This window comes from Citrobacter sp. CK185 (genome assembly GCF_030333565.1).
GTDB lineage: Bacteria > Pseudomonadota > Gammaproteobacteria > Enterobacterales > Enterobacteriaceae > Citrobacter_B > Citrobacter_B koseri.
The window spans coordinates 461,028-484,713 of sequence record NZ_JAOWFR010000026.1; the positions used below are offsets into that span (position 1 = coordinate 461,028).

23 protein-coding genes are annotated in these 23,686 nt (G+C 54.5%); 11 read left to right on the forward strand and 12 right to left on the reverse strand.

Annotated features, from left to right (window positions below; translation table 11 throughout):
• Positions 1-135 precede the first annotated feature (135 nt).
• Both hexR and pyk read left to right on the forward strand, forming a co-directional pair.
• Positions 136-1,005, forward strand: coding sequence for a DNA-binding transcriptional regulator HexR (gene hexR, locus OGV79_RS16885; RefSeq protein ID WP_012132008.1), 870 nt, complete (start codon positions 136-138; stop codon positions 1,003-1,005).
• Between the two features lie 123 nt (positions 1,006-1,128).
• The gene (gene pyk, locus OGV79_RS16890; RefSeq protein WP_012132007.1) at positions 1,129-2,571 is read left to right on the forward strand and encodes a pyruvate kinase; all 1,443 of its coding nucleotides are present in this window, start codon (positions 1,129-1,131) and stop codon (positions 2,569-2,571) included.
• 84 nt (positions 2,572-2,655) lie between these two features.
• On the opposite strand, the gene lpxM is transcribed toward pyk, so the two are convergent.
• From lpxM to znuA, 3 genes are all read right to left on the reverse strand, one after another.
• Positions 2,656-3,627 (reverse strand): lauroyl-Kdo(2)-lipid IV(A) myristoyltransferase, encoded by a 972-nt coding sequence (gene lpxM / locus OGV79_RS16895; RefSeq protein WP_058669451.1) that lies wholly within the window; start codon positions 3,625-3,627, stop codon positions 2,656-2,658.
• A gap of 119 nt (positions 3,628-3,746) precedes the next feature.
• The gene (gene mepM, locus OGV79_RS16900; RefSeq protein ID WP_049008838.1) at positions 3,747-5,066 is read right to left on the reverse strand and encodes a murein DD-endopeptidase MepM; all 1,320 of its coding nucleotides are present in this window, start codon (positions 5,064-5,066) and stop codon (positions 3,747-3,749) included.
• 15 nt (positions 5,067-5,081) lie between these two features.
• Complete coding sequence (znuA, locus tag OGV79_RS16905) at positions 5,082-6,026, reverse strand: zinc ABC transporter substrate-binding protein ZnuA (RefSeq protein ID WP_047463184.1); 945 nt, start codon at positions 6,024-6,026, stop codon at positions 5,082-5,084.
• A gap of 78 nt (positions 6,027-6,104) precedes the next feature.
• On the opposite strand from znuA, the gene znuC reads away from it, so the two are divergent.
• Positions 6,105-6,860, forward strand: a complete 756-nt coding sequence (gene znuC / locus OGV79_RS16910) for a zinc ABC transporter ATP-binding protein ZnuC (RefSeq protein WP_012132002.1) — start codon at positions 6,105-6,107, stop codon at positions 6,858-6,860.
• On the forward strand, positions 6,857-7,642 hold the full coding sequence (gene znuB / locus OGV79_RS16915) for a zinc ABC transporter permease subunit ZnuB (RefSeq protein ID WP_012132001.1): 786 nt from the start codon (positions 6,857-6,859) through the stop codon (positions 7,640-7,642). Before znuC ends, znuB begins: the two co-directional genes overlap by 4 nt.
• 93 nt (positions 7,643-7,735) lie before the next feature.
• Here znuB and ruvB read toward each other — a convergent pair whose 3' ends face one another.
• From ruvB to aspS, 6 genes are all read right to left on the reverse strand, one after another.
• Positions 7,736-8,746: a Holliday junction branch migration DNA helicase RuvB gene (gene ruvB / locus OGV79_RS16920; protein WP_012131998.1), complete on the reverse strand. Its 1,011-nt coding sequence runs from the start codon at positions 8,744-8,746 to the stop codon at positions 7,736-7,738.
• A gap of 8 nt (positions 8,747-8,754) precedes the next feature.
• Positions 8,755-9,366 (reverse strand): Holliday junction branch migration protein RuvA, encoded by a 612-nt coding sequence (ruvA, locus tag OGV79_RS16925; protein WP_012131997.1) that lies wholly within the window; start codon positions 9,364-9,366, stop codon positions 8,755-8,757.
• A gap of 80 nt (positions 9,367-9,446) precedes the next feature.
• On the reverse strand, positions 9,447-9,968 hold the full coding sequence (gene ruvC, locus OGV79_RS16930; protein WP_012131995.1) for a crossover junction endodeoxyribonuclease RuvC: 522 nt from the start codon (positions 9,966-9,968) through the stop codon (positions 9,447-9,449).
• Between the two features lie 37 nt (positions 9,969-10,005).
• Positions 10,006-10,746: a YebC/PmpR family DNA-binding transcriptional regulator gene (locus OGV79_RS16935; protein WP_012131994.1), complete on the reverse strand. Its 741-nt coding sequence runs from the start codon at positions 10,744-10,746 to the stop codon at positions 10,006-10,008.
• Between the two features lie 28 nt (positions 10,747-10,774).
• Positions 10,775-11,218, reverse strand: a complete 444-nt coding sequence (gene nudB, locus OGV79_RS16940; RefSeq protein ID WP_286468736.1) for a dihydroneopterin triphosphate diphosphatase — start codon at positions 11,216-11,218, stop codon at positions 10,775-10,777.
• A 1-nt stretch (position 11,219) separates the two neighbouring features.
• On the reverse strand, positions 11,220-12,992 hold the full coding sequence (aspS, locus tag OGV79_RS16945; protein WP_012131992.1) for an aspartate--tRNA ligase: 1,773 nt from the start codon (positions 12,990-12,992) through the stop codon (positions 11,220-11,222).
• Between the two features lie 265 nt (positions 12,993-13,257).
• Between aspS and OGV79_RS16950 the strand changes: the two genes are divergently transcribed.
• The 5 genes from OGV79_RS16950 to cmoB are packed head-to-tail and all read left to right on the forward strand — an operon-like array spanning position 13,258 to position 16,835.
• Positions 13,258-13,824: a hydrolase gene (locus tag OGV79_RS16950; protein WP_012131991.1), complete on the forward strand. Its 567-nt coding sequence runs from the start codon at positions 13,258-13,260 to the stop codon at positions 13,822-13,824.
• Complete coding sequence (locus OGV79_RS16955; RefSeq protein WP_115181536.1) at positions 13,821-14,639, forward strand: DUF72 domain-containing protein; 819 nt, start codon at positions 13,821-13,823, stop codon at positions 14,637-14,639. The genes OGV79_RS16950 and OGV79_RS16955 overlap by 4 nt, the downstream gene beginning before the upstream one ends.
• A gap of 51 nt (positions 14,640-14,690) precedes the next feature.
• Positions 14,691-15,086, forward strand: coding sequence for an MAPEG family protein (locus OGV79_RS16960; RefSeq protein WP_012131989.1), 396 nt, complete (start codon positions 14,691-14,693; stop codon positions 15,084-15,086).
• 40 nt (positions 15,087-15,126) lie between these two features.
• Entirely contained in the window at positions 15,127-15,870 is a 744-nt protein-coding gene (gene cmoA, locus OGV79_RS16965; RefSeq protein ID WP_049010371.1) for a carboxy-S-adenosyl-L-methionine synthase CmoA, read from the forward strand.
• Positions 15,867-16,835 (forward strand): tRNA 5-methoxyuridine(34)/uridine 5-oxyacetic acid(34) synthase CmoB, encoded by a 969-nt coding sequence (gene cmoB / locus OGV79_RS16970; protein ID WP_071258723.1) that lies wholly within the window; start codon positions 15,867-15,869, stop codon positions 16,833-16,835. The genes cmoA and cmoB overlap by 4 nt, the downstream gene beginning before the upstream one ends.
• Before the next feature lie 165 nt (positions 16,836-17,000).
• On the opposite strand, the gene cutC is transcribed toward cmoB, so the two are convergent.
• Together cutC and OGV79_RS16980 are read right to left on the reverse strand one after the other, a co-directional pair.
• Positions 17,001-17,747, reverse strand: a complete 747-nt coding sequence (gene cutC, locus OGV79_RS16975; protein WP_012131985.1) for a copper homeostasis protein CutC — start codon at positions 17,745-17,747, stop codon at positions 17,001-17,003.
• Positions 17,748-17,780: 33 nt separating this feature from the next.
• Positions 17,781-18,350: a VOC family protein gene (locus OGV79_RS16980; protein WP_230032072.1), complete on the reverse strand. Its 570-nt coding sequence runs from the start codon at positions 18,348-18,350 to the stop codon at positions 17,781-17,783.
• Positions 18,351-18,588: 238 nt separating this feature from the next.
• On the opposite strand from OGV79_RS16980, the gene argS reads away from it, so the two are divergent.
• Together argS and mrdA2 are read left to right on the forward strand one after the other, a co-directional pair.
• Positions 18,589-20,322: an arginine--tRNA ligase gene (gene argS, locus OGV79_RS16985; RefSeq protein ID WP_047463162.1), complete on the forward strand. Its 1,734-nt coding sequence runs from the start codon at positions 18,589-18,591 to the stop codon at positions 20,320-20,322.
• A gap of 285 nt (positions 20,323-20,607) precedes the next feature.
• Positions 20,608-22,449 (forward strand): peptidoglycan DD-transpeptidase MrdA2, encoded by a 1,842-nt coding sequence (gene mrdA2, locus OGV79_RS16990; protein ID WP_230010851.1) that lies wholly within the window; start codon positions 20,608-20,610, stop codon positions 22,447-22,449.
• Between the two features lie 94 nt (positions 22,450-22,543).
• Here mrdA2 and bglB read toward each other — a convergent pair whose 3' ends face one another.
• Positions 22,544-23,683 (reverse strand): beta-galactosidase BglB, encoded by a 1,140-nt coding sequence (gene bglB / locus OGV79_RS16995; protein ID WP_286451254.1) that lies wholly within the window; start codon positions 23,681-23,683, stop codon positions 22,544-22,546.
• Positions 23,684-23,686 lie beyond the last annotated feature (3 nt).

Below are 23,686 nucleotides of genomic sequence, written 5' to 3' on the forward strand. Positions count from 1 at the left end.
ATGTAATGAAAAAAAACAACAACTATTCTATCCATTTTGCCCCCTTCCCGGATGCTCAGGGGTAATATCTAACAAAATCGCATCTCGATTTCCCACATCATTGAAATCGTTATTAACTGTGAGCTTTTCTACATCATGAATATGCTAGAAAAAATCCAGTCTCAACTGGAACATTTGAGCAAGTCAGAACGTAAAGTAGCCGATGTTATCGTTGCCTCCCCCGACCGCGCGATTCATTCAAGTATTGCTACGCTGGCCCAGGAAGCGAACGTCAGTGAGCCTACCGTGAACCGTTTTTGCCGCAGCATGGATACGCGCGGCTTCCCTGATTTTAAACTGCATCTGGCACAAAGTCTGGCGAATGGTACCCCTTATGTTAATCGCAATGTGGATGAAGATGACAGCGTTGAGTCCTATACGGGGAAAATCTTCGAGTCTGCGATGGCCAGTCTGGACCACGTTCGCCAGTCGCTGGATAAATCTGCGATAAACCGTGCCGTCGATTTGCTCACCCAGGCGAAGAAAATCGCCTTTTTTGGCCTGGGTTCCTCTGCGGCCGTGGCGCACGACGCCATGAACAAGTTTTTTCGCTTCAACGTGCCGGTGATCTACTCCGACGACATTGTCCTGCAACGTATGAGTTGTATGAATTGTAGCGATGATGACGTGGTCGTGCTCATTTCCCACACCGGCCGAACCAAAAGTCTGGTGGAATTGGCGCAGCTGGCGCGCGAAAACGATGCGATGGTGATTGCGCTAACCTCTGCCGGAACGCCGCTGGCACGAGAAGCAACGCTGGCAATTACCCTTGATGTGCCGGAAGATACTGACATTTATATGCCCATGATCTCTCGACTTGCTCAACTGACCGTGATAGATGTGCTGGCAACAGGATTTACTTTGCGTCGTGGGGCAAAATTCAGAGATAACTTGAAGCGTGTCAAGGAAGCGCTCAAGGAATCGCGTTTTGATAAAGAATTACTCATCAAGAGTAATGACAGCTAAAAGCAATAACAATGTTCTATCCTTTTCGTCATTCGGATACGTTCATTCTTAACCGTTAAGGTCTCAGAACGACCGGATCAATGTTCACGCAACACCAAGTTGTTTCAGTCAACGGAGTATTACATGTCCAGAAGGCTTCGCAGAACCAAAATCGTTACCACGTTAGGCCCGGCAACTGACCGCGATAACAACCTTGAAAAGATTATCGCTGCTGGCGCGAACGTCGTACGTATGAACTTCTCTCACGGCACGCCGGAAGATCACAAAGTGCGCGCGGATAAAGTTCGTGAGATTGCCGCCAAACTGGGGCGTCATGTGGCGATTCTGGGTGACCTCCAGGGGCCAAAAATTCGTGTATCCACCTTTAAAGAAGGCAAAGTTTTCCTCAATATCGGCGATAAGTTCCTTCTTGATGCCAACCTGGGCAAAGGCGAAGGCGACAAAGATAAAGTCGGTATTGATTATAAAGGCCTGCCTGCTGACGTCGTGCCTGGCGACATCCTGCTGCTTGATGATGGTCGCGTACAGCTAAAAGTGCTGGAAGTTCAGGGCATGAAAGTCTTCACCGAAGTGACCGTCGGCGGCCCGCTCTCTAACAATAAAGGGATCAACAAGCTGGGCGGCGGTCTCTCCGCCGAAGCGCTGACCGAGAAAGATAAAGCGGATATCGTTACCGCAGCGCAGATCGGCGTGGATTATCTGGCGGTCTCCTTCCCGCGCTGCGGCGAAGATCTGAATTATGCGCGTCGCCTGGCGCGCGATGCAGGTTGCGACGCCAAAATCGTCGCGAAAGTAGAGCGCGCGGAAGCCGTCTGCGACCAGAACGCAATGGACGACATTATTCTTGCATCAGACGTGGTGATGGTTGCGCGTGGCGACCTCGGCGTTGAGATTGGCGATCCTGAATTGGTCGGGATTCAAAAAGCGCTGATTCGCCGCGCTCGTCAGTTGAATCGTGCGGTGATTACCGCCACGCAGATGATGGAATCGATGATCACCAACCCAATGCCGACCCGCGCGGAAGTGATGGACGTGGCGAACGCCGTGCTGGACGGCACCGACGCCGTCATGCTGTCGGCGGAAACGGCGGCAGGACAATACCCGGCAGAAACCGTTGCGGCGATGGCGCGCGTTTGCCTGGGCGCAGAAAAGATCCCGAGCATCAATGTCTCTAAACACCGTCTGGATGTCCAGTTCGACAACGTTGAAGAAGCGATCGCAATGTCCGCCATGTATGCGGCAAACCACCTGAAAGGGGTAACGGCGATTATCTCCATGACCGAATCCGGTCGTACGGCGCTGATGACTTCGCGTATCAGTTCCGGCCTGCCGATTTTCGCCATGTCCCGCCATGAACGCACGCTGAACCTGACCTCTCTTTACCGTGGCGTTACGCCGGTTCACTTTGACAGCGCGGCGGACGGCGTTGTTGCGGCAAGCGAAGCAGTTAACCTGCTGCGCGATAAAGGCTATCTGGTTTCGGGCGATCTGGTTATCGTGACCCAGGGCGACGTGATGAGCACCATCGGCTCCACCAATACCACGCGTATCCTGACCGTCGAGTAATCGTTGGTGATGAGCCTGATGGCGCTTCGCTTATCAGGCTTACAGGCCGGGTAACAAAAAAGCCTCTCTGACGAGAGGCTTTTTTTATTTGATGGGATACCACTCTTTGCGCTTATACGGCTGAATTTCACCCGGTTTGCGGGTTTTGAGCAGTTTCAGAATCCAGGTATATTGCTCAGGATGCGGTCTGACAAAAATTTCCACCTCTTCGTTCATCCGTCTGGCGATAGTGTGGTCATCCGCAGTCAGAAGATCGTCCATCGGCGGTCGCACCAGGATGGTCAGACGGTGCGTTTTACCATCATAAACCGGGAAAAGCGGCACCACGCGAGCACGACACACCTTCATTAACCGGCCAATGGCTGGCAGCGTCGCTTTGTAGGTTGCGAAGAAATCAACGAACTCACTGTGTTCCGGGCCATGATCCTGATCCGGCAGATAGTATCCCCAGTAGCCCTGACGGACAGACTGGATAAACGGCTTGATGCCATCATTGCGCGCATGCAGACGACCGCCAAAACGACGACGAACCGTGTTCCAGACATAGTCAAATACCGGGTTGCCCTGGTTATGGAACATCGCCGCCATTTTCTGCCCCTGGGACGCCATCAGCATCGCGGGAATATCCACGCCCCACCCGTGCGGCACCAGAAAGATCACTTTTTCATTATTCCGCCGCAGCTCATCAATGATCTCCAGCCCCTGCCAGTCGACGCGCTTTTGCAGTTTTTCAGGCCCACGAATTGCCAGCTCAGCCATCATGGTCATCGCCTGTGGCGCGGTCGCAAACATTCTGTCGACGATAGCTTCACGCTCTGCTTCGCTGTACTCAGGAAAACACAGAGATAAGTTGATCAGCGCGCGACGCCGGGCGCTTTTCCCCAGACGTCCGGCAAAACGTCCCAGCTTCGCCAGTAAAGGATCGCGAAACGACGCGGGCGTTAATGCAATACCCGCCATTGCGGCCACGCCCAGCCAGGCACCCCAATAGCGTGGATGACGAAAAGATTTCTCAAACTCAGGGATGTACTCAATGTTATTTTTTTTCGTTTCCATGCTTTTCCAGTGTTTGATGCCACGAAAAGTAAATCTGTTGATAGTGTAGCGGCGCGCTGTGCGCCACACAAAATAAAAAAGCCGGTACGCATCGCGTACCGGCTCCATAAGCGTATTTATTAATCGAAGCGCAACTGCGGCAGGACTTCTTTAACCTGCGCCAGATAAGCACGGCGGTCAGAACCTGTCAGCCCTTCGGTACGCGGCAGTTTTGCCGTCAGCGGGTTAACAGCCTGCTGGTTAATCCAGACTTCATAGTGCAGATGCGGCCCGGTAGAACGTCCGGTATTGCCTGACAGCGCGATACGATCGCCACGTTTCACTTTCTGCCCAGGTTTCACCAGCAGCTTACGCAGGTGCATATAACGCGTGGTGTAAGTACGGCCGTGACGGATAGCGACATAATAACCTGCCGCGCCGCTGCGTTTCGCTACCACGACCTCACCGTCACCGACCGACAGCACAGGCGTACCTTGCGGCATCGCAAAATCGACGCCTTTATGCGGCGCAACGCGACCGGTCACCGGGTTCAGACGACGCGGATTAAAGTTTGACGAAATGCGGAACTGCTTCGCCGTCGGGAAGCGCAGGAATCCTTTCGCAAGCCCTGTGCCGTTTCGGTCATAGAACTTACCGTCTTCCGCGCGAATCGCGTAATAATCTTTTCCATCTGAACGCAGACGCACGCCCAGAAGCTGGCTCTGTTCACGCTTGCCATCCAGCATTTCACGCGACATCAACACAGAGAATTCATCGCCTTTTTTCAGCTTACGGAAGTCCATCTGCCACTGCATCGCTTTAATGACGGCGCTGACTTCTGCGCTGGTCAAACCGGCGTCTTTCGCACTGGCGACAAAGCTTCCGCCAACCGCGCCTTTCATCAGGCTATTGACCCAGTCGCCCTGCTGCATTTCGCTGCTCATTTTGAAACCCGTTCCGCTACGATCGTAGGTACGCGTTTCGCGGCGTGAGACTTCCCAGGTCAGGCGTTGCAAATCGCCGTCCGGCGTCAACGTCCAGGAGATCTGCTGGCCGATTTTCAGATTACGGAGTTCCTTATCCGCAGCGGCCAGTCGGCTGATATCGCCCATATCAATGCCATACTGATTCAAAATGCTGCTCAGCGTATCGCCGGTGGAGACAACATATTCATGCACGCCCACTTCGCCAGACGTTTTGTCGTCCAGCTCATCCTGTGGGATCGCTTCATCTTCCTGCGCCGCCTGATCAATCGGTTCGCTGGCCTCAGGCAGCAGCGAACGAATTTCACTCTTTTCCAGTTCGATGGTTTTGACGATGGGCGCAGAGTCAGGGTGGTAAACGTAAGGCCGCCATACCGCGACGGCCAGTGTCAGAACAGTAAGCGACCCCAGCATAACGCGGTGGGGTCGGGGCAGATTATTAAATGCCAGGGCGACAGAGCGGGCTATCTGTTGCACGTATTCACTTCCTCATTAATCTCCTTTCAGGCAGCTCGCATACTGGTTGGCTAATTGATTCAGAAACGCTGAATAGCTTGTTTTACCCAGTTTAATGTTCGTTCCGAGGGGATCCAACGTTCCCATTCGAACGGATGTCCCTCTCGCAACGGCTTCAACGACCGCTGGCCTGAACTGTGGCTCAGCAAAAACGCAGGTTGCTTTTTGCTCAACCAACTGTGTTCTTATTTCATGTAAACGCTGCGCACCAGGTTGAATCTCAGGGTTCACGGTAAAGTGACCAAGCGGAGTTAGCCCATAATGTTTTTCGTAGTAGCCGTAGGCGTCATGAAAAACGAAGTACCCTTTCCCCTTGAGCGGTGCGAGCTCGTTACCTACCTGCTTATCGGTTGCGGCTAATTGTGCCTCAAAATCCTTCAGGTTGGCGTCAAGTTTGGCTCGACTTTGCGGCATAAGTTCCACTAATTTTTCATGGATTGCAACCGCTGAAGCCCGCGCTATCTCTGGGGAAAGCCAAAGATGCATGTTGTAATCACCATGATGGTGATGTGCGTCACCTTTTTCACCGTGCGCATGCCCGTGATCGTGATCGTCATCGTCGTCATCAGCGCCTTTCATGAGTAGCGGTTTCACGTCGGCGAGCTGCGCAATCGTTACCTGTTTTCCGTCAGGAATGTTCTTTACTGACTTTTCCATGAACGCTTCCATCTCAGGACCGATCCAGACAACTAAGTCCGCGCCCTGTAAGCGTTTTACGTCAGACGGACGCAGTGAATAATCATGCTCAGACGCCCCATCCGGCAATAAAACCTGGGTGTCCGTGACGCCATCGGCAATGGCGGAAGCGATGAAACCTAAGGGCTTGAGAGAGGCGACAACGGCGGCATTTGCGGCCTGTGTTGCACCACCCCATAGCGCAGCGGATAATGCTGCGAAAAGAAGCGTATTTTTATGTAACATAATGCGACTAATCATCGTAATGAATGTGAGAAATGTGATATTATAACATTCTATGACTTCTGCAAGCCTAAAATTGACATGACGACTTTGGTTTCACTGGAAAATGTTTCGGTCTCTTTCGGTCAACGCCGCGTCCTTTCTGACGTGTCGCTTGAACTCAGACCAGGAAAAATTTTGACGCTTCTCGGCCCAAACGGCGCCGGGAAGTCTACGCTGGTACGCGTAGTATTAGGGCTGGTAGCGCCTGATGAAGGGCTGATCAAGCGCAACGGGCAACTGCGTATTGGCTACGTCCCGCAAAAACTGTATCTCGACACCACGCTGCCGCTGACGGTAAGCCGCTTTTTACGCTTACGCCCCGGTACGCAAAAAACCGACATTCTTCCGGCCCTGAAACGCGTTCAGGCCGGACACCTCATTGACGCCCCCATGCAAAAGCTGTCCGGCGGTGAAACCCAGCGCGTTTTGTTAGCCCGCGCGCTGCTGAATCAACCACAGCTGCTGGTGCTGGATGAGCCGACTCAGGGCGTGGATGTCAATGGTCAGGTCGCCCTGTACGATCTCATTGACCAGCTGCGGCGCGAGCTGGATTGCGCGGTGCTGATGGTCTCGCACGACCTGCACCTGGTGATGGCGAAAACGGATGAGGTGCTGTGTCTGAATCACCATATCTGTTGCTCCGGTACCCCTGAAATCGTTTCCATGCATCCTGAATTCATCTCTATGTTCGGGCCGCGCGGCGCAGAACAGTTGGGAATTTACCGTCATCATCATAATCATCGCCACGATTTACAAGGTCGTATCGTACTGCGCCGGGGAAATGGACACTCATGATTGAACTGTTATTGCCTGGCTGGTTAGCCGGGATCATGCTGGCCTGCGCCGCTGGCCCGCTGGGCTCGTTCGTGGTCTGGCGTCGAATGTCCTATTTTGGCGATACGCTGGCGCACGCCTCGCTGCTGGGAGTCGCTTTTGGGTTGCTGCTGGACATCAACCCGTTCTATGCGGTGATTGCCGTTACGCTGATGCTGGCAGCCGGTCTGGTGTGGCTGGAGAAACGCCCTCACCTCGCTATCGACACGCTTCTCGGCATTATGGCGCACAGTGCCCTGTCGTTAGGTCTTGTGGTCGTCAGCCTGATGTCCAACATTCGCGTGGACTTGATGGCTTATCTGTTTGGCGACCTGCTGGCCGTGACGCCGGAAGACCTGATTTTCATCGCCATCGGCGTGGTTATCGTGCTGGCGATCCTCTTCTGGCAGTGGCGTAATCTGCTGTCGATGACCATTAGCCCGGATCTGGCTTTTGTCGATGGCGTGAAGTTACAGCGCGTTAAGCTCCTGCTGATGCTGGTCACCGCATTGACTATCGGCGTGGCGATGAAGTTCGTTGGCGCGTTGATCATCACCTCATTGCTGATTATTCCTGCCGCCACGGCGCGTCGCTTTGCCCGCACCCCGGAGCAGATGGCGGGTGTCGCAGTAGGAATGGGTATGATAGCGGTTACAGGCGGTCTGACATTTTCTGCGTTTTACGACACACCGGCAGGCCCGTCAGTGGTGCTGTGTGCCGCGCTGCTGTTTATCTTCAGCATGATGAAAAAGCAGGCGAGCTAAGCGTGTGTTTCCCGGTGGCGCTCCGCTTACCGGGCCCACGTTCACAGGCAGGCCGGATAAGGCGCAGCCGCCATCCGGCCTAACGCACATAAGTTAAGGCATTTCCGGCGGCGTTATTCCAAAATGATTCCACGCCCGCACCGTCGCCATTCGCCCGCGCGGGGTTCGTTGCAAAAAGCCCTGCTGAATCAAATACGGTTCCAGTACGTCCTCAATCGTTTCACGCTCTTCGCCAATGGCTGCGGCCAGGTTATCGAGACCGACGGGGCCGCCAAAGAATTTATCGATTACGGCCAGCAGCAGCTTGCGGTCCATATAGTCAAACCCTTCCGCATCGACATTCAGCATATCCAGCGCCTGAGCGGCGATATCCGCAGAGATGGCGCCGTTATGTTTCACTTCGGCAAAATCACGTACGCGACGCAACAGGCGGTTGGCGATACGCGGCGTACCGCGAGCGCGGCGGGCAACCTCCAGCGCACCTTCATCGCTCATTTCCAGCCCCATAAACCGCGCGCTGCGCCCGACGATGTGTTGCAGGTCAGGCACCTGATAAAACTCCAGACGCTGAACAATACCGAAACGGTCACGCAGCGGCGACGTCAATGACCCGGCTCGCGTGGTGGCGCCAATCAGCGTAAAAGGCGGCAGATCGATTTTTATCGAACGCGCAGCAGGCCCTTCGCCAATCATGATGTCCAGCTGATAATCTTCCATCGCCGGATACAACACCTCTTCCACCACCGGTGATAAACGGTGGATCTCATCGATAAACAGCACATCATGAGGTTCAAGGTTGGTCAGCATCGCCGCCAGATCGCCCGCCTTTTCCAGCACCGGGCCAGACGTGGTGCGCAGGTTCACGCCCATTTCATTGGCGACAATGTTAGCCAGCGTCGTTTTCCCCAGCCCCGGCGGGCCAAAGATCAGCAGGTGATCGAGCGCGTCGCCGCGCAGCTTTGCCGCCTGGATAAAGATCTCCATTTGCGAACGCACCTGAGGCTGACCAATGTACTCTTCCAGCAACTTCGGGCGAATGGCGCGATCGGCAACCTCTTCCACCTGGGTTCCACCTGCTGAAATCAGGCGATCTGCTTCTATCATCCTTTACCTCATAACGCGGCGCGGAGTGCTTCGCGAATCAATGTTTCACTGCTGGCGTCAGGGCGGGCAATTTTGCTCACCATGCGGCTGGCTTCCTGTGGTTTATAGCCCAGCGCCACCAGCGCAGCAACCGCTTCTTGCTCCGCATCATCCGTTGCCGGACTTGCCGGAGAGGTCAGCACCAGGTCGGCGGCCGGCGTAAAGAGGTCACCGTGCAAGCCTTTGAAGCGATCTTTCATTTCAACGATCAGGCGTTCTGCGGTTTTCTTACCAATACCCGGCAGTTTCACCAACGCGGCAGGTTCCTCGCGCTCAACGGCATTCACAAACTGCTGAGCCGACATCCCGGAGAGGATCGCCAGCGCGAGTTTCGGCCCGACGCCGTTCGTTTTGATCAGTTCTTTAAACAGGGTTCGCTCCTGTTTATTGTTAAACCCGTACAGCAATTGCGCATCTTCACGCACCACAAAATGGGTGAATACGGTCGCTTCTTTTCCAGATTCCGGGAGCTCATAAAAACAGGTCATCGGCATATGGACTTCATAGCCTACGCCGCCCACCTCAAGTAATACCAGCGGGGGTTGTTTTTCCAGAATAATGCCTCTGAGTCTGCCTATCACATTGCGCTCCTGCGTTGGGGCCGAAAAAGTAAAGTGGTATCATAAAAAAAGGCTGGATAGATATCCAGCCTCATTTGTCATTATCGTAGCCGCCCACGCGCCAGATTGAGCCGCGAGTCACTCATTTGCATCGCGTTCTGGCTAACGTGGCAGTGGGTGATGGCGATAGCCAGCGCATCCGCCGCATCCGCCTGGGGATTTGCCGGGAGTTTCAGCAACGTGCGCACCATGTGCTGTACCTGGCTTTTCTCCGCGCTGCCGATCCCGACAACGGTTTGCTTCACCTGACGGGCGGCATACTCAAACACCGGAAGATCCTGGTTTACCGCCGCGACAATCGCCACGCCGCGCGCCTGACCCAGCTTAAGCGCGGAGTCCGCGTTCTTCGCCATAAACACCTGTTCAATCGCGAAATAGTCCGGCTGGAACTGGGTGATGATTTCCGTCACGCCCGCATAAATCAGCTTCAGACGAGACGGTAAATCATCCACTTTCGTACGGATACATCCGCTGCCCAGGTAAGTCAGTTGCCTGCCCACCTGACGAATCACGCCATAACCCGTGACGCGTGAACCCGGGTCGATACCGAGAATAATAGACATCACGCGCCTCCGATTAGAACGGAATTAAACCACGTCATTATAACGTAGCCGCAACCTCATCAGAGATCTCACCGTTATGGTAAACTTCCTGCACGTCGTCGCAGTCTTCCAGCATATCGATCAGACGCATCAGTTTCGGCGCGGTTTCCGCATCCATATCCGCTTTGGTGGACGGGATCATGGACACTTCAGCGTTGTCCGCTTTCAGACCCGCAGCTTCCAGCGCGTCGCGCACTTTGCCCATCTCTTCCCATGCGGTGTAGACGTCAATCGCACCGTCATCAAAGGTCACAACGTCTTCCGCACCGGCTTCCAGCGCGGCTTCCATGATGGTGTCTTCGTCGCCCTGTTCGAAGGAGATCACCCCTTTTTTGCTGAACAGGTAAGCCACGGAACCGTCAGTACCCAGGTTGCCGCCGCATTTGCTGAAAGCGTGACGCACTTCCGCAACGGTACGGTTACGGTTGTCAGACAGGCACTCAACCATCACAGCCGTGCCGCCAGGACCGTAACCTTCATAGATGATGGTTTCCATGTTCGCATCATCATCACCGCCGACGCCACGCGCAATCGCACGATTCAGCGTGTCGCGGGTCATGTTGTTCGACAGCGCTTTATCGACTGCCGCACGCAGACGCGGGTTAGCGTCCGGGTCGCCGCCGCCCAGTTTGGCCGCCGTCACCAGCTCACGAATGATTTTGGTGAAAATTTTACCGCGTTTAGCATCCTGCGCTGCTTTACGGTGTCTGGTGTTGGCCCATTTACTATGACCTGCCATAAATAATATCTCCAAAAAGCGCGCCTTCTCAGGCGACGTTAATTACAAACTCTTCAATCGCCTGCCGGTTACTCCACGACTTGGTTAACTGCGCGGCTTCATCCGCATTAACCCAACGATAGGTCAGATGTTCGGTGAACACGATCTCTCGTTCAGAGGGAAGTGCCAGGCAAAACCAGGATTCAGTATTACGCTCAATTCCCGGCGCGTAGCGATGACGTAAATGTGAAAAAATCTCAAATTCCACCGTGCGCTGACAGTCAATTAAGGTCAGTTGCTCTGCTGCAACATCTATTGTGACCTCTTCCTTTACTTCGCGCATAGCGGCTTGCGACGCGGTTTCGCCCTCTTCCAGACTGCCGGTAACCGACTGCCAGAAACCAGGATCGTCGCGTCGCTGTAACATCAGCACTCTCCCGGTGTCCTTTGCATAAATCACGACTAACACCGAGACAGGCTGTTTGTATGCCATATCAGTTATTCTCGGCCTTCTTAACGACATCAATACCCAGCTCAGCCAGCGCTGCCGGGTTCGCGAAACTTGGCGCTTCGGTCATCAGACAGGCAGCGGCAGTCGTTTTCGGGAAGGCGATAACGTCACGGATATTGTCGGTGCCGGTCAGCAGCATAGTCAGACGGTCCAGACCAAACGCCAGACCCGCATGCGGCGGCGTACCGTATTTCAGCGCATCCAGCAGGAAGCCGAATTTCTCGCGCTGTTCCTGTTCATTAATACCCAGAATACCAAACACGGTCTGCTGCATGTCGCCACTGTGGATACGCACGGAGCCACCACCGACTTCATAACCGTTGATCACCATATCGTAGGCGTTAGCAACCGCGTTTTCCGGTGCGGCTTTCAGCTCGGCGGCGGTCAGGTCTTTCGGTGAGGTGAACGGATGGTGCATCGCCGTCAGGCCGCCTTCGCCGTCATCTTCAAACATCGGGAAGTCGATAACCCACAGCGGCGCCCATTTGGCTTCGTCGGTCAGGTTCAGATCTTTACCCACTTTCAGACGCAGCGCGCCCAGCGCATCGGCAACCACTTTTTTGTTGTCGGCGCCGAAGAAAATCATATCGCCGTCTTGCGCAGCGGTACGATCCAGAATCGCTTCCACGATTTCCGCGTTAAGGAACTTCGCTACCGGGCTGTTGATGCCTTCCAGACCTTTCGCGCGTTCGGTGACTTTAATATAAGCCAGCCCTTTCGCGCCGTAGATCTTAATGAAATTGCCGTAGTCGTCGATCTGCTTACGGCTTAAGCTTGCGCCACCCGGCACGCGCAGGGCCGCTACGCGACCTTTCGGATCGTTAGCCGGGCCGGCAAAGACGGCGAACTCTACAGATTTCAGCAGGTCGGCAACGTCCACCAGCTCCATCGGGTTACGCAGGTCCGGTTTATCGGAACCGTAACGGCGTTCGGCTTCGGCGAAGGTCATGATCGGGAAGTCGCCCAGATCCACGCCTTTCACTTCCTGCCACAGATGGCGTACCAGCGCTTCCATCACTTCACGCACCTGCGGCGCAGTCATGAAGGAGGTCTCGACGTCGATCTGGGTAAATTCAGGCTGACGGTCAGCACGTAAATCTTCATCACGGAAGCATTTTACGATCTGATAGTAGCGGTCAAAACCGGACATCATCAGCAGCTGTTTGAACAACTGCGGAGACTGCGGCAGCGCGTAGAATTTACCTTTATGGACGCGCGAAGGCACCAGGTAGTCACGCGCGCCTTCCGGCGTCGCTTTGGTCAACATCGGGGTTTCGATGTCGAGGAAGCCGTGGTCGTCCATAAAACGACGCACCAGGCTGGTGATTTTGGCACGGGTTTTCAGGCGTTGAGCCATTTCCGGGCGACGCAGATCCAGATAACGGTATTTCAGACGCGCTTCTTCGGTATTGACGTGATTAGAGTCAAGCGGCAGAGAATCTGCACGGTTGATGATCGTCAAATCGGACGCCAGCACTTCGATTTCGCCCGTCGCCATGTCGGCGTTGACGTTTTTCTCGTCACGCGCACGCACGGTGCCGGTCACCTGGATGCAGAACTCATTACGCAGTTCAGAAGCCAGCTTTAACGCATCCGCACGATCCGGATCAAAGAAGACCTGTACGATACCTTCGCGGTCGCGCATATCGATAAAGATCAGGCTACCAAGATCACGACGACGGTTGACCCAACCACACAGAGTCACCTGCTGCCCCACGTGGGACAGACGTAGCTGTCCGCAATATTCTGTACGCATGAGATATCCCTTAACTTAGCCGCTGGCGGATTGTTGCCTGCTTTACAGGCGACGTTGTCGCAGCTTTAGCTGAATGTCACAACTGAATGAAAAAAGGCGGCTATTATACTGGAAATTCTGCCGCACGATAAGTCCGATACTGACTGTACGCGTGTTTGCTACGCGGTTATTGCGTATTCTCACAAAAATTAACAATATTTGTCGTCACTTTCCTTCGGGAACGCGCTTAAGGTGTAGCGGAATCATCTATTTTACAGGAGTCATCATGCTGGAACTGAACGCCGCAACCACTGCCCTGGTCGTTATTGATTTACAGGAAGGGATCTTACCTTTCGCTGGCGGCCCCCATGCGGCAAGCGATGTTGTCGCCCGCGCAGCGAAACTGGCCGCAAAATTTAGGGCAAATGGCTCGCCGGTGGTGATGGTTCGCGTCGGCTGGTCCGACGATTATGCCGACGCGTTAAAGCAACCCGTCGATGCCCGGGCGCCAGCCAACGCGCTGCCGGAAAACTGGTGGCGTTATCCGGCGGCGCTCGGTAAAGGCGACAGTGACCTGGAAGTCACCAAGCGTCAATGGGGCGCGTTCTATGGCACCGATCTTGAGTTACAATTACGCCGCCGGGGAGTCGACACCATCGTGCTGTGCGGCATCTCCACCAATATCGGCGTAGAATCCACCGCGCGTAACGCCTGGGAGCTGGGTTTTGGTCTGGTGATCGCCGAAGATGCCTGTAGCGCCGCCAGCACGGAACAGCATCAAAGCAGCATGACACATATTTTTCCGCGTATCGCCAGAGTGCGCAGCGTGGAGGAGATCCTTAACGCGTTATGATCTACATCGGATTACCGCAATGGTCGCATCCTAAATGGGTGCGTCTGGGTATCACCAGTCTTGAAGAGTATGCCCGCCACTTTAACTGTGTGGAGGGCAACACCACCCTGTATGCGCTGCCGAAAGCAGAAATTGTCGAACGCTGGCATGCGCAAACAACGGACGATTTTCGCTTCTGCTTTAAGTTCCCCGCAACGATTTCGCATCAGGCCGCGCTGCGTAACTGCGACGATCTTGTGCAGGAATTTTTTACTCGCATGTCGCCGCTGGAGGCAAGAATTGGTCAGTACTGGCTGCAACTCCCCGCGACGTTTTCACCGCGCGACCTCCCTGCGCTCTGGCGCTTTCTTGACGCGTTGCCAAAGGCATTCACCTATGGCGTCGAAGTGCGCCATCCCGTGTTTTTCGCCAAAGGCGAGGAAGAACAACAGCTCAATCGCGGCCTGGTTGAACGCGGGGTGAATCGGGTGATCCTCGACAGCCGCCCGGTACACGCCGCGCATCCTCATAACCAGGCCATTCGCGAAGCGCAACGCAAAAAACCTAAAGTGCCGGTCCATGCCATCGTGACCGCGAAACATCCGTTGATCAGGTTCATCGGCAGCGACAATATGGTGCAAAATCAGACATTTTTTGCCGACTGGCTGGCGAAACTCCCGCTGTGGGAAACGACCTCTACGCCGTATCTTTTTCTACACACGCCAGATATCGCGCAGGCTCCCGAGTTAGTGAATACATTATGGGAAGATTTACGCGCGGCCTTGCCCGGCATTGGAACCGCACCGTCTATTCCACAGCAATCTTCTCTTTTCTGAAATTGCCACCTATCATAGACAGTGCCATCAGGCATTTTAAAGGGAGTTTGTATGGTAAGCGCGCTATATACCGTATTAGGTGCGTTGTTGTTGATGAAGTTCTCTTTTGATGTTGTCCGACTAAGGATGCTGTATCGCGTTGCCTACGGCGACGGCGGTTTTAGCGAACTGCAAAGCGCCATCCGCATTCACGGTAATGCGGTGGAATATATTCCTATCGCTGTCGCGCTGCTGCTGTTTATGGAAATGAACGGCGCCGAAACATGGATGGTGCATATCTGCGGGATTATTTTAATCGCTGGTCGGCTGATGCATTATTACGGTTTCCACCACCGTCTGTTTCGCTGGCGGCGCTCCGGGATGAGTGCGACCTGGTGCGCCTTGTTGCTGATGGTGCTGGCGAATCTTTGGTATATGCCCTGGGAGTTGGTTTTCTCCTTGCATTAGCGCACAATACGCCACTTTATTTTTCCCGGATTTTTACGTTATGTCTCACCGCGACACGCTTTTTTCTGCGCCTATCGCCAGTCTGGGCGACTGGACCTTTGATGAACGGGTAGCTGAAGTCTTCCCGGATATGATCCAGCGCTCTGTTCCCGGCTACTCCAATATCATCTCCATGATTGGCATGCTGGCCGAACGCTTCGTACAACCCAATACACAGGTCTACGATTTAGGCTGTTCACTGGGCGCTGCGACGCTCTCGGTGCGTCGTAATATTCATCATGCTAACTGTAAAATCATCGCCGTCGACAACTCCCCGGCGATGATTGAACGCTGCCGCCGTCATATCGACGCTTACAAAGCACCGACCCCGGTTGAGATTGTGGAAGGCGATATTCGCGACATCAGCATCGAGAATGCCTCAATGGTGGTGCTGAATTTTACCCTGCAATTCCTTGAGCCGCTTGAGCGCCAGGCCTTGCTGGATAAGATTTATCAGGGTCTGAATCCGGGCGGCGCGCTGGTGCTGTCGGAAAAGTTCAGCTTTGAAGACACAACGGTTGGCGAATTGCTGTTCAATATGCACCATGACTTTAAACGCGCCAACGGCTACAGCGAACTGGAGATCAGCCAGAAGCGCAGTATGCTGGAAAACGTCATGCTGACCGACTCGGTTGAAACCCACAAAGCGCGTCTGCATCAGGCCGGTTTCGAGCATAGCGAACTGTGGTTCCAGTGCTTCAACTTTGGTTCGCTGGTGGCGCTGAAGTCCGGGGTGCCCGCATGATCGAGTTCGGTAACTTTTATCAGCTGATTGCCAAAAGCCCGCTTTCTCACTGGCTGGAAACCCTGCCTGCGCAAATCGCGACCTGGCAGCGCGATCAGCATGGTCTGTTTAAGCAGTGGTCGAACGCGGTGGAGTTCCTGCCGGAATTAACGCCGTACCGTCTGGATTTATTGCACAGCGTCACTGCCGAAAGCGAAACGCCGTTGAGCGAAGGCCAGCTTAAGCGTATCGACACCCTGCTGCGAAACCTGATGCCGTGGCGTAAAGGCCCGTTCTCTCTGTATGGCGTCAATATTGATACCGAATGGCGTTCCGACTGGAAATGGGATCGCGTTTTGCCGCACCTGTCCGATCTGACCGGCCGCACCATTCTGGATGTCGGCTGCGGCAGCGGATATCACATGTGGCGCATGATTGGCGCGGGCGCGCATCTTGCCGTGGGAATCGACCCGACGCAGTTGTTCCTGTGTCAGTTTGAAGCGGTACGAAAATTGTTGGGCAACGACCAGCGCGCGCATCTGTTGCCGCTGGGCATCGAGCAGCTTCCGGCGCTGAATGCGTTTGATACCGTCTTTTCAATGGGCGTGCTTTACCATCGTCGTTCTCCGCTGGAACATCTCTGGCAACTGAAAGATCAACTGGTGAAAGACGGCGAACTGGTGCTGGAAACCCTGGTGGTGGAAGGCGATGAAAACACCGTGCTGGTGCCAGGCGACCGCTATGCGCAGATGCGCAACGTCTACTTTATCCCTTCCGCGCTGGCGCTGAAAAACTGGCTGGAGAAATGTGGTTTTGTCGATGTGCGGATTGCCGATGTCTGCGTGACCTCCACCGAGGAGCAGCGTCGCACCGGGTGGATGGTCACCGAGTCGCTGGCTGATTTCCTCGATCCGAATGACCACAGTAAAACCGTCGAAGGTTATCCTGCCCCGCTGCGCGCGGTGCTGATTGCGCGTAAGCCGTAATTGATTGCCCGGTGGCACTACGCTTACCGGGCCTACAAATCCCGTAGGCCTGATAAGGCACAGCCGCCATCAGGCATAAAAAGCGCAAAAAAAGGCCCCTGTTGAAATGGCAGGGGCCTGGTACGAGCAAGCATCATATTGGGCGACATGATGCAACGGTAAAAATCAATTGGCCTGATGGCGCACAATGACTCCTTTCATTTCAGCAACCGCCGCCCCGTCTACCGCATAGCGCGAATACTCGTCCGCTTGTGCGTCAGTTGACATGGACAATCCATGATTGCGATAACGCATTGGTGAGGCTTGCCACGCTCCAGCGGAGCTGTGCACTTCCTGCACCCCGGCATCAAGGAAACGTTGCAGATTCTCTGAACGTACCCCTGCTCCGGCCATAATGATTGGAGCATCGCCCTGCGCAATAAGTTCCATAATTATTGGCAAACCGTGCACCGCATCTGATTTTTGCCCTGAAGTGAGCACTCTGGCGACACCCAAATCCGCGAGATTCTTCAGTGCATTGAATGGATTAGCGCACATATCAAACGCGCGATGAAAAGTGACGGCCAGCGGCCCGGCGGCGGCCATTATTTTCTCCATTCGCGCGAGATCCACATTGCCATCGACATCCAGCACGCCAGTAACCAGACCGGGAAATCCCAGTTCTCTGACAGTACGCACATCCTCAAGCATTGCGGCAAATTCACCATCGGTATAACAGAAGTCGCCGCCGCGAGGACGAATAATGGGATGCACCGCAATCGCAACATGCTGGCGAACCGTGCGCAGCACGCCCAACGATGGCGTCAGTCCCCCCTCTTTCGGCGCCGCGCACAATTCAATGCGATCCGCGCCATTTTGCTGCGCGGTGAGCGCACATTCCATGCTGTAACAACAGATCTCCAGTAACGCCATGTTCACTCCTTTTTAGCGTTTTCGCGCGTCACGTCAGTCGGCTGACTGTTCGCTTGCCACAATGGCCTCAATTGACCAGGGATGAAATTTAATGGTCACCTTGCCGTCGGTCACGGCCAGCGTCGGGTTCGGCAGACGCTCGCGCGCCCCTTTCGGCGAACTGGTTTTCACGACAATGCCCGGCTGGCTCAGCCCCTCGTCGGACAACAGCGCCAGCGCCCGCGCGTTCAGGCTCTCCGGCTCGCCAGGGAGGACAATTTCGATATGCTCCCAGCCTTCATGCGGGTAGCGTTTTTCACCCGGCCACGGCAATTCAACAATCGAAAACCGCCAGTGTTCGACGCAAACAGGCTCATGTAATTTGAACAGGCAGATCGGCCTGCCGTTGATGATATTTTCCGACAGCAGCGCGCCGCACTGTTCAAATCCGCGACGCCAGCGCTCAGCGGTCGCATTCTGGTGGCAGCGCAAAGAAATGTGATCGGCTTCAAGCGGTGTGAAATCCAGACCGAGGCGAGTGGAAAGTTCTCTGAACGCCAGAGTGAATCGCGGTAAATCTGCGGAAATATCATGCAGTTCGTCAATAGTCTGCCAGTTCGCCATAATCAAAACTCTTATCGGTGTACAAAGTCGCTAATTTACTCTGTTGTGCATCGCCAACCAACCGCTGATTTCTTTGAATATAAAATGAATGCTTATGCATAATTTTATTGCGCATATTTCCAGCGATACGGCGCGCGCGCAATGCTGACGCCAACGGGCATTTGCAGTATACTCCCGCCCTAAATTCTTAAACTGGCGCGGACTCAGTTAATCCGCGTCTTACACGTAAGGTATTCCGGTGAATATTCAGGCTCTTCTCTCAGAAAAAGTTAGTCAGGCCATGATTGTTGCAGGCGCGCCTGCAAATTGCGAACCGCAGGTTCGTCAGTCAGCAAAAGTACAGTTCGGCGACTATCAGGCCAACGGCATGATGGCAGTTGCTAAAAAACTGGGTATGGCGCCGCGACAACTTGCAGAGCAGGTGCTGACTCATCTGGATCTCAACGGCATCGCCAGCAAGGTTGAAATCGCAGGTCCTGGCTTTATCAATATTTTCCTCGACCCGGCATTTCTTGCTGAACATGTTCAACAGGCGCTGGCTTCTGAGCGTCTGGGCGTGGCTAAGCCTGCGAAACAGACCGTGGTTATCGACTACTCCGCGCCTAACGTCGCGAAAGAGATGCATGTCGGCCACCTGCGCTCCACCATCATCGGCGATGCCGCCGTGCGCACGCTGGAGTTCCTCGGCCATCACGTTATCCGCGCTAACCACGTCGGCGACTGGGGAACACAGTTCGGTATGCTTATCGCCTGGCTGGAAAAACAGCAGCAGGAAAACGCAGGTGAAATGGCGCTGGCCGACCTCGAAGGTTTCTACCGTGATGCGAAAAAACATTACGATGAAGACGAAGCGTTCGCCGAGCGCGCGCGTAACTACGTGGTGAAACTACAGGGCGGCGACCCGTACTTCCTCGACATGTGGCGCAAGCTGGTCGACATCACCATGACGCAGAACCAGATCACCTACAATCGCCTGAACGTTACGTTAACCCGTGACGATGTGATGGGTGAAAGCCTGTATAACCCGATGCTGCCTGGCATCGTCGCCGACCTGAAAGCTCAGGGTCTGGCGGTTGAAAGCGAAGGCGCAACCGTTGTTTTCCTTGATGAATATAAAAACAAGGAAGGCGAACCGATGGGCGTGATCATTCAGAAGAAAGATGGCGGCTATCTCTACACCACCACCGACATCGCCTGCGCGAAATACCGCTATGAAACGCTGCATGCGGATCGCGTGCTGTACTACATCGACTCCCGCCAGCATCAGCACCTGATGCAAGCATGGACCATCGTACGCAAAGCCGGTTACGTGCCGGATTCCGTGCCGCTGGAACACCATATGTTCGGCATGATGCTCGGTAAAGACGGCAAGCCGTTCAAAACCCGCGCGGGCGGTACGGTGAAGCTGGCCGATCTGCTGGATGAAGCGCTGGAACGCGCACGCCGTCTGGTGGCCGAGAAGAACCCGGATATGCCTGCCGACGAGCTGGAAAAACTGGCCAACGCGGTTGGTATTGGCGCGGTGAAATATGCGGATCTCTCCAAAAACCGCACTACTGACTACATCTTCGACTGGGACAACATGCTGGCGTTCGAAGGCAACACCGCGCCATATATGCAGTATGCCTATACCCGCGTACTGTCCGTGTTCCGTAAAGCGGAAATTGACGAGAGCGCCCTGTCCAGCGCGCCGGTCGTTATCCGTGAAGATCGCGAAGCCCAGCTGGCTGCGCGCCTGTTGCAGTTTGAAGAAACGCTGACCGTGGTCGCGCGTGAAGGTACGCCGCATGTGATGTGCGCCTACCTGTATGACGTTGCCGGTTTGTTCTCTGGCTTCTACGAGCACTGCCCGATCCTCAGCGCGGAAAACGAAGAGGTTCGTAACAGCCGTCTGAAACTGGCGCAACTGACCGCGAAAACGCTGAAACTGGGTCTGGATACGCTGGGTATTGAGACCGTAGAACGGATGTAATCACATCGAGTGATGTGAAAACCCGCGCTATGTCGCGGGTTTTTTATTTTCCCGAATGACCGCCCTCGTAGGCCTGATAAGCGAAGCGCCATCAGGCGGTAAGGCGCACCTTGCCGGATGGCGGCGTAAACGCCTTATCCAGCCTACGAGAAGCGGCTACGTTAACTGTAATTTGTAACGACTCACAAGGAATGACACATTTCCGTAGAGAGATGGAACATCTTTTGTCTGTCATGCCGGTGACGCCTCCGTATTATTAGGCGGCGAATTTATCGGGTGTGGACAATGACGTTTAAAGATTTTGCTGCGGAAGAAAAACTCTTTCTGAGACGCGTGATAGTGGCCTTTGGCCTGGTGGTTGTCTGCTTTGGCGTCCTGATTGTCAATCTCTACGATTTACAAATCCGTCAGCATCAGTATTACACGACCCGTTCAAACGAAAATGACATCAAAATGCTGCCCGTCGCCCCGACGCGCGGCATCATCTACGATCGCAACGGTATTCCGCTGGTGCGTAATATCACCTGGTATGATATTTCCGTCACCCCATACAAAATTGCCGACATGGACGCGCTGTTACGTCAGCTTACCCCTCTCGTGGATCTCACGCCTGATGATATTGCGGCCTTTCACCATGCGTTGAAATCAGGCAGTCGCTATCGCCCGGTGGTATTGAAAAACGCGCTGTCGGACGTCGAAATTGCCCGCTTTTCCGTTAACCAGTTCCATTTCAACGGCGTGACGATCAACAGTTATGAAGACCGTCAGTATCCCTACGGCGCGGAGCTGGCGCATGTGCTCGGTTACGTGTCGAAGATTAACGACAGCGACCTGAAAGCGCTGGATGAAAAAGGTCTGGCTGAAAACTATGCCGCCGATCACAACATCGGTAAGCAGGGCATTGAACGCTATTACGAAAATGATCTGCACGGCAAAACGGGCTACCGGGAGGTCGAAGTGGATAACCACGGACGCATCGTGCGCCTGTTAAAAAATGTCCCGCCCGTTGCCGGTAAAGACATCCACCTGACGCTGGATTTACATCTACAGGAATATATAGAAAGCCTGCTTGCCGGTCAGCGCGCGGCAGTGCTGGTCGAAGATCCCCACGACGGTTCAGTGCTGGCGATGGTCTCCACGCCCAGCTATGACCCAAACCCGTTTGTGAAGGGCATCAGCCATCAGGATTACGGCAGGTTACTGCATGATAAAGATCTGCCGTTGATTAACCGCGTCACCCAGGGGCTGTACCCGCCCGCCTCTACGGTGAAACCTTATATCGCGATGTCTGCGCTATTAAACGGCGTTATCACGCCGCAAACCACCTTCTTCGGCGCGCCGACCTGGACGCTCCCCGGTACGCAACGCCATTACCGCGACTGGAAAAAAACCGGCCACGGTATGCTGGATGTCACCAAAGCGATTGAAGAATCCGCCGACACCTTTTTCTATCAGGTCGCCTGGATGATGGGGATCGATCGCATTAACACCATGCTCGGTCAATTTGGTTACGGCAAGCCCACCGGTATCGATCTGGATGAAGAGTATAACGGCCTGCTGCCCAGCCGCGAGTGGAAAGAGAGAGTACATAAAAAAGCCTGGTATCAGGGGGATACGATTTCAGTCGGTATCGGCCAGGGGTACTGGATTGCCACGCCGATCCAGATGGTGAAAGCGATGGTAGCGCTGATCAACAACGGGAAAGTGATCGCCCCTCACCTGCTTCAGAGTAAAGTGTCCGGCAAGGCCGTCATGCCCTGGCAGGCGCCTCAGACGGAAACGCAGATTGCCGATGCCGCCTCGCCTTATTGGGGGCTGGTGCGACAGGCGATGTTTGGTATGGCGAATGCGCCGAACGGCACCGGTTATAAATTCTTCCACACCGCACCCTACGGTATTGCGGCCAAAAGCGGCACTTCGCAAGTGTTCAGTCTGAAAGAAAACCAGACCTATAATGCGAAAATGATCCCCATCCGTCTGCGCGACCATGTGTTTTACACCGCTTTCGCGCCGTATAAAAACCCGAAAGTCGCGGTGGCGTTGATTCTGGAAAACGGCGGCAGCGACGGCGTGACCGCCGCGCCGGTGATGCGGCAAATCATGGATCACCTTTTTGCGCCGCAATAACAGCACATGCCGGATGGCGGCGTAACGCCTTATCCGGCCTACAAACTGCGTCGAACCGTAGGCCCGATAAGCGCAGCGCCATCGGGCGTCCCTCTCAAAAATACTTACGCAAATACTCTGTCAGACACAGTATCGCCATCGCCTGCCCGTACGGCATCGATGTCAGCGGAATGTCGCGATAGAAATCCAGATCGTGCCCCATTCCCGTGCCAAAGGACGTTTGCAGCAGCTCGCCTTCCGGCGAAATGTGTTTCACGATACCGCGAATCGCGTTTTCAGCCGTCTGCGCATATTCCGCCCCAACATAGCGTTTACGCACCGCTTTCAGAATGCCGTAGGCGAACCCCGCCGTTGCCGAGGCCTCCAGATAGGAATCAGGATCGTCCAGCAGGGTATGCCATAGCCCACTCTCATCCTGACAATTTGCCAGCGCGACGATCTGCGCGTTCAGAACCTGAATCAGATAGCGGCGAACCGCGTTCTTCTCCGGCAAATCGACCAGTTCCAGGAAATCTGGAATCACGATGGTAAGCCAACTGTTACCCCGCGCCCAGCGAGCCCTGGCAAAGTTATGATGACCATCATAGCTCCAGCCGTGAAACCACAGACCGGTCTCTTTATCCATCAGGTTCTGTACGTGCAGCAAGAACTGATAAATCGCCTCTTCCACATACTCCGGGCGGTTGAGCAGTTTGCCAATCTTCGCCAGCGGCATCACCGTCATCATCAGCGTGTCATCCCACATCTGCTGATGGTTTTCTTCCGCCAGCGTCATGTGCTGCATACCGCCATGATCGGTGCGCGGCATCTCATTCATCGCCCACTCCGCCCAGGACTCAAGCCAGGGCAGATACGCCGGGTTACGCGTCTCTTCATAGCGATACGCCAGCGTCAAAAACGGCGCCATCGTGTTAACGTTTTTGGTGGTCGCGCCTTCGGCGAAACGCTCGGCAAACCAGTTATCGATAATGTCGCGCATTTTCTCATCACCGGTCTGTTGATAATACTGATGCATACCGTACAGACCGACGCCATGCGTCCACTCCCATCCTGCCCAGCCTTTGGTATCAATCACCCGGCCATCGTCCAGGCGCAGCAGAAATTGTCCGCTCTCATCCCTGATATTGACCAGATTGTTCGTCACCGTCTGAATCAAGGCTTGCAGCGCTTCCCGGGAGATAAATCGCTCCGGCTGACGTAATAATGGGCTGTGTTTGACGGGCCAAACTTTCATATC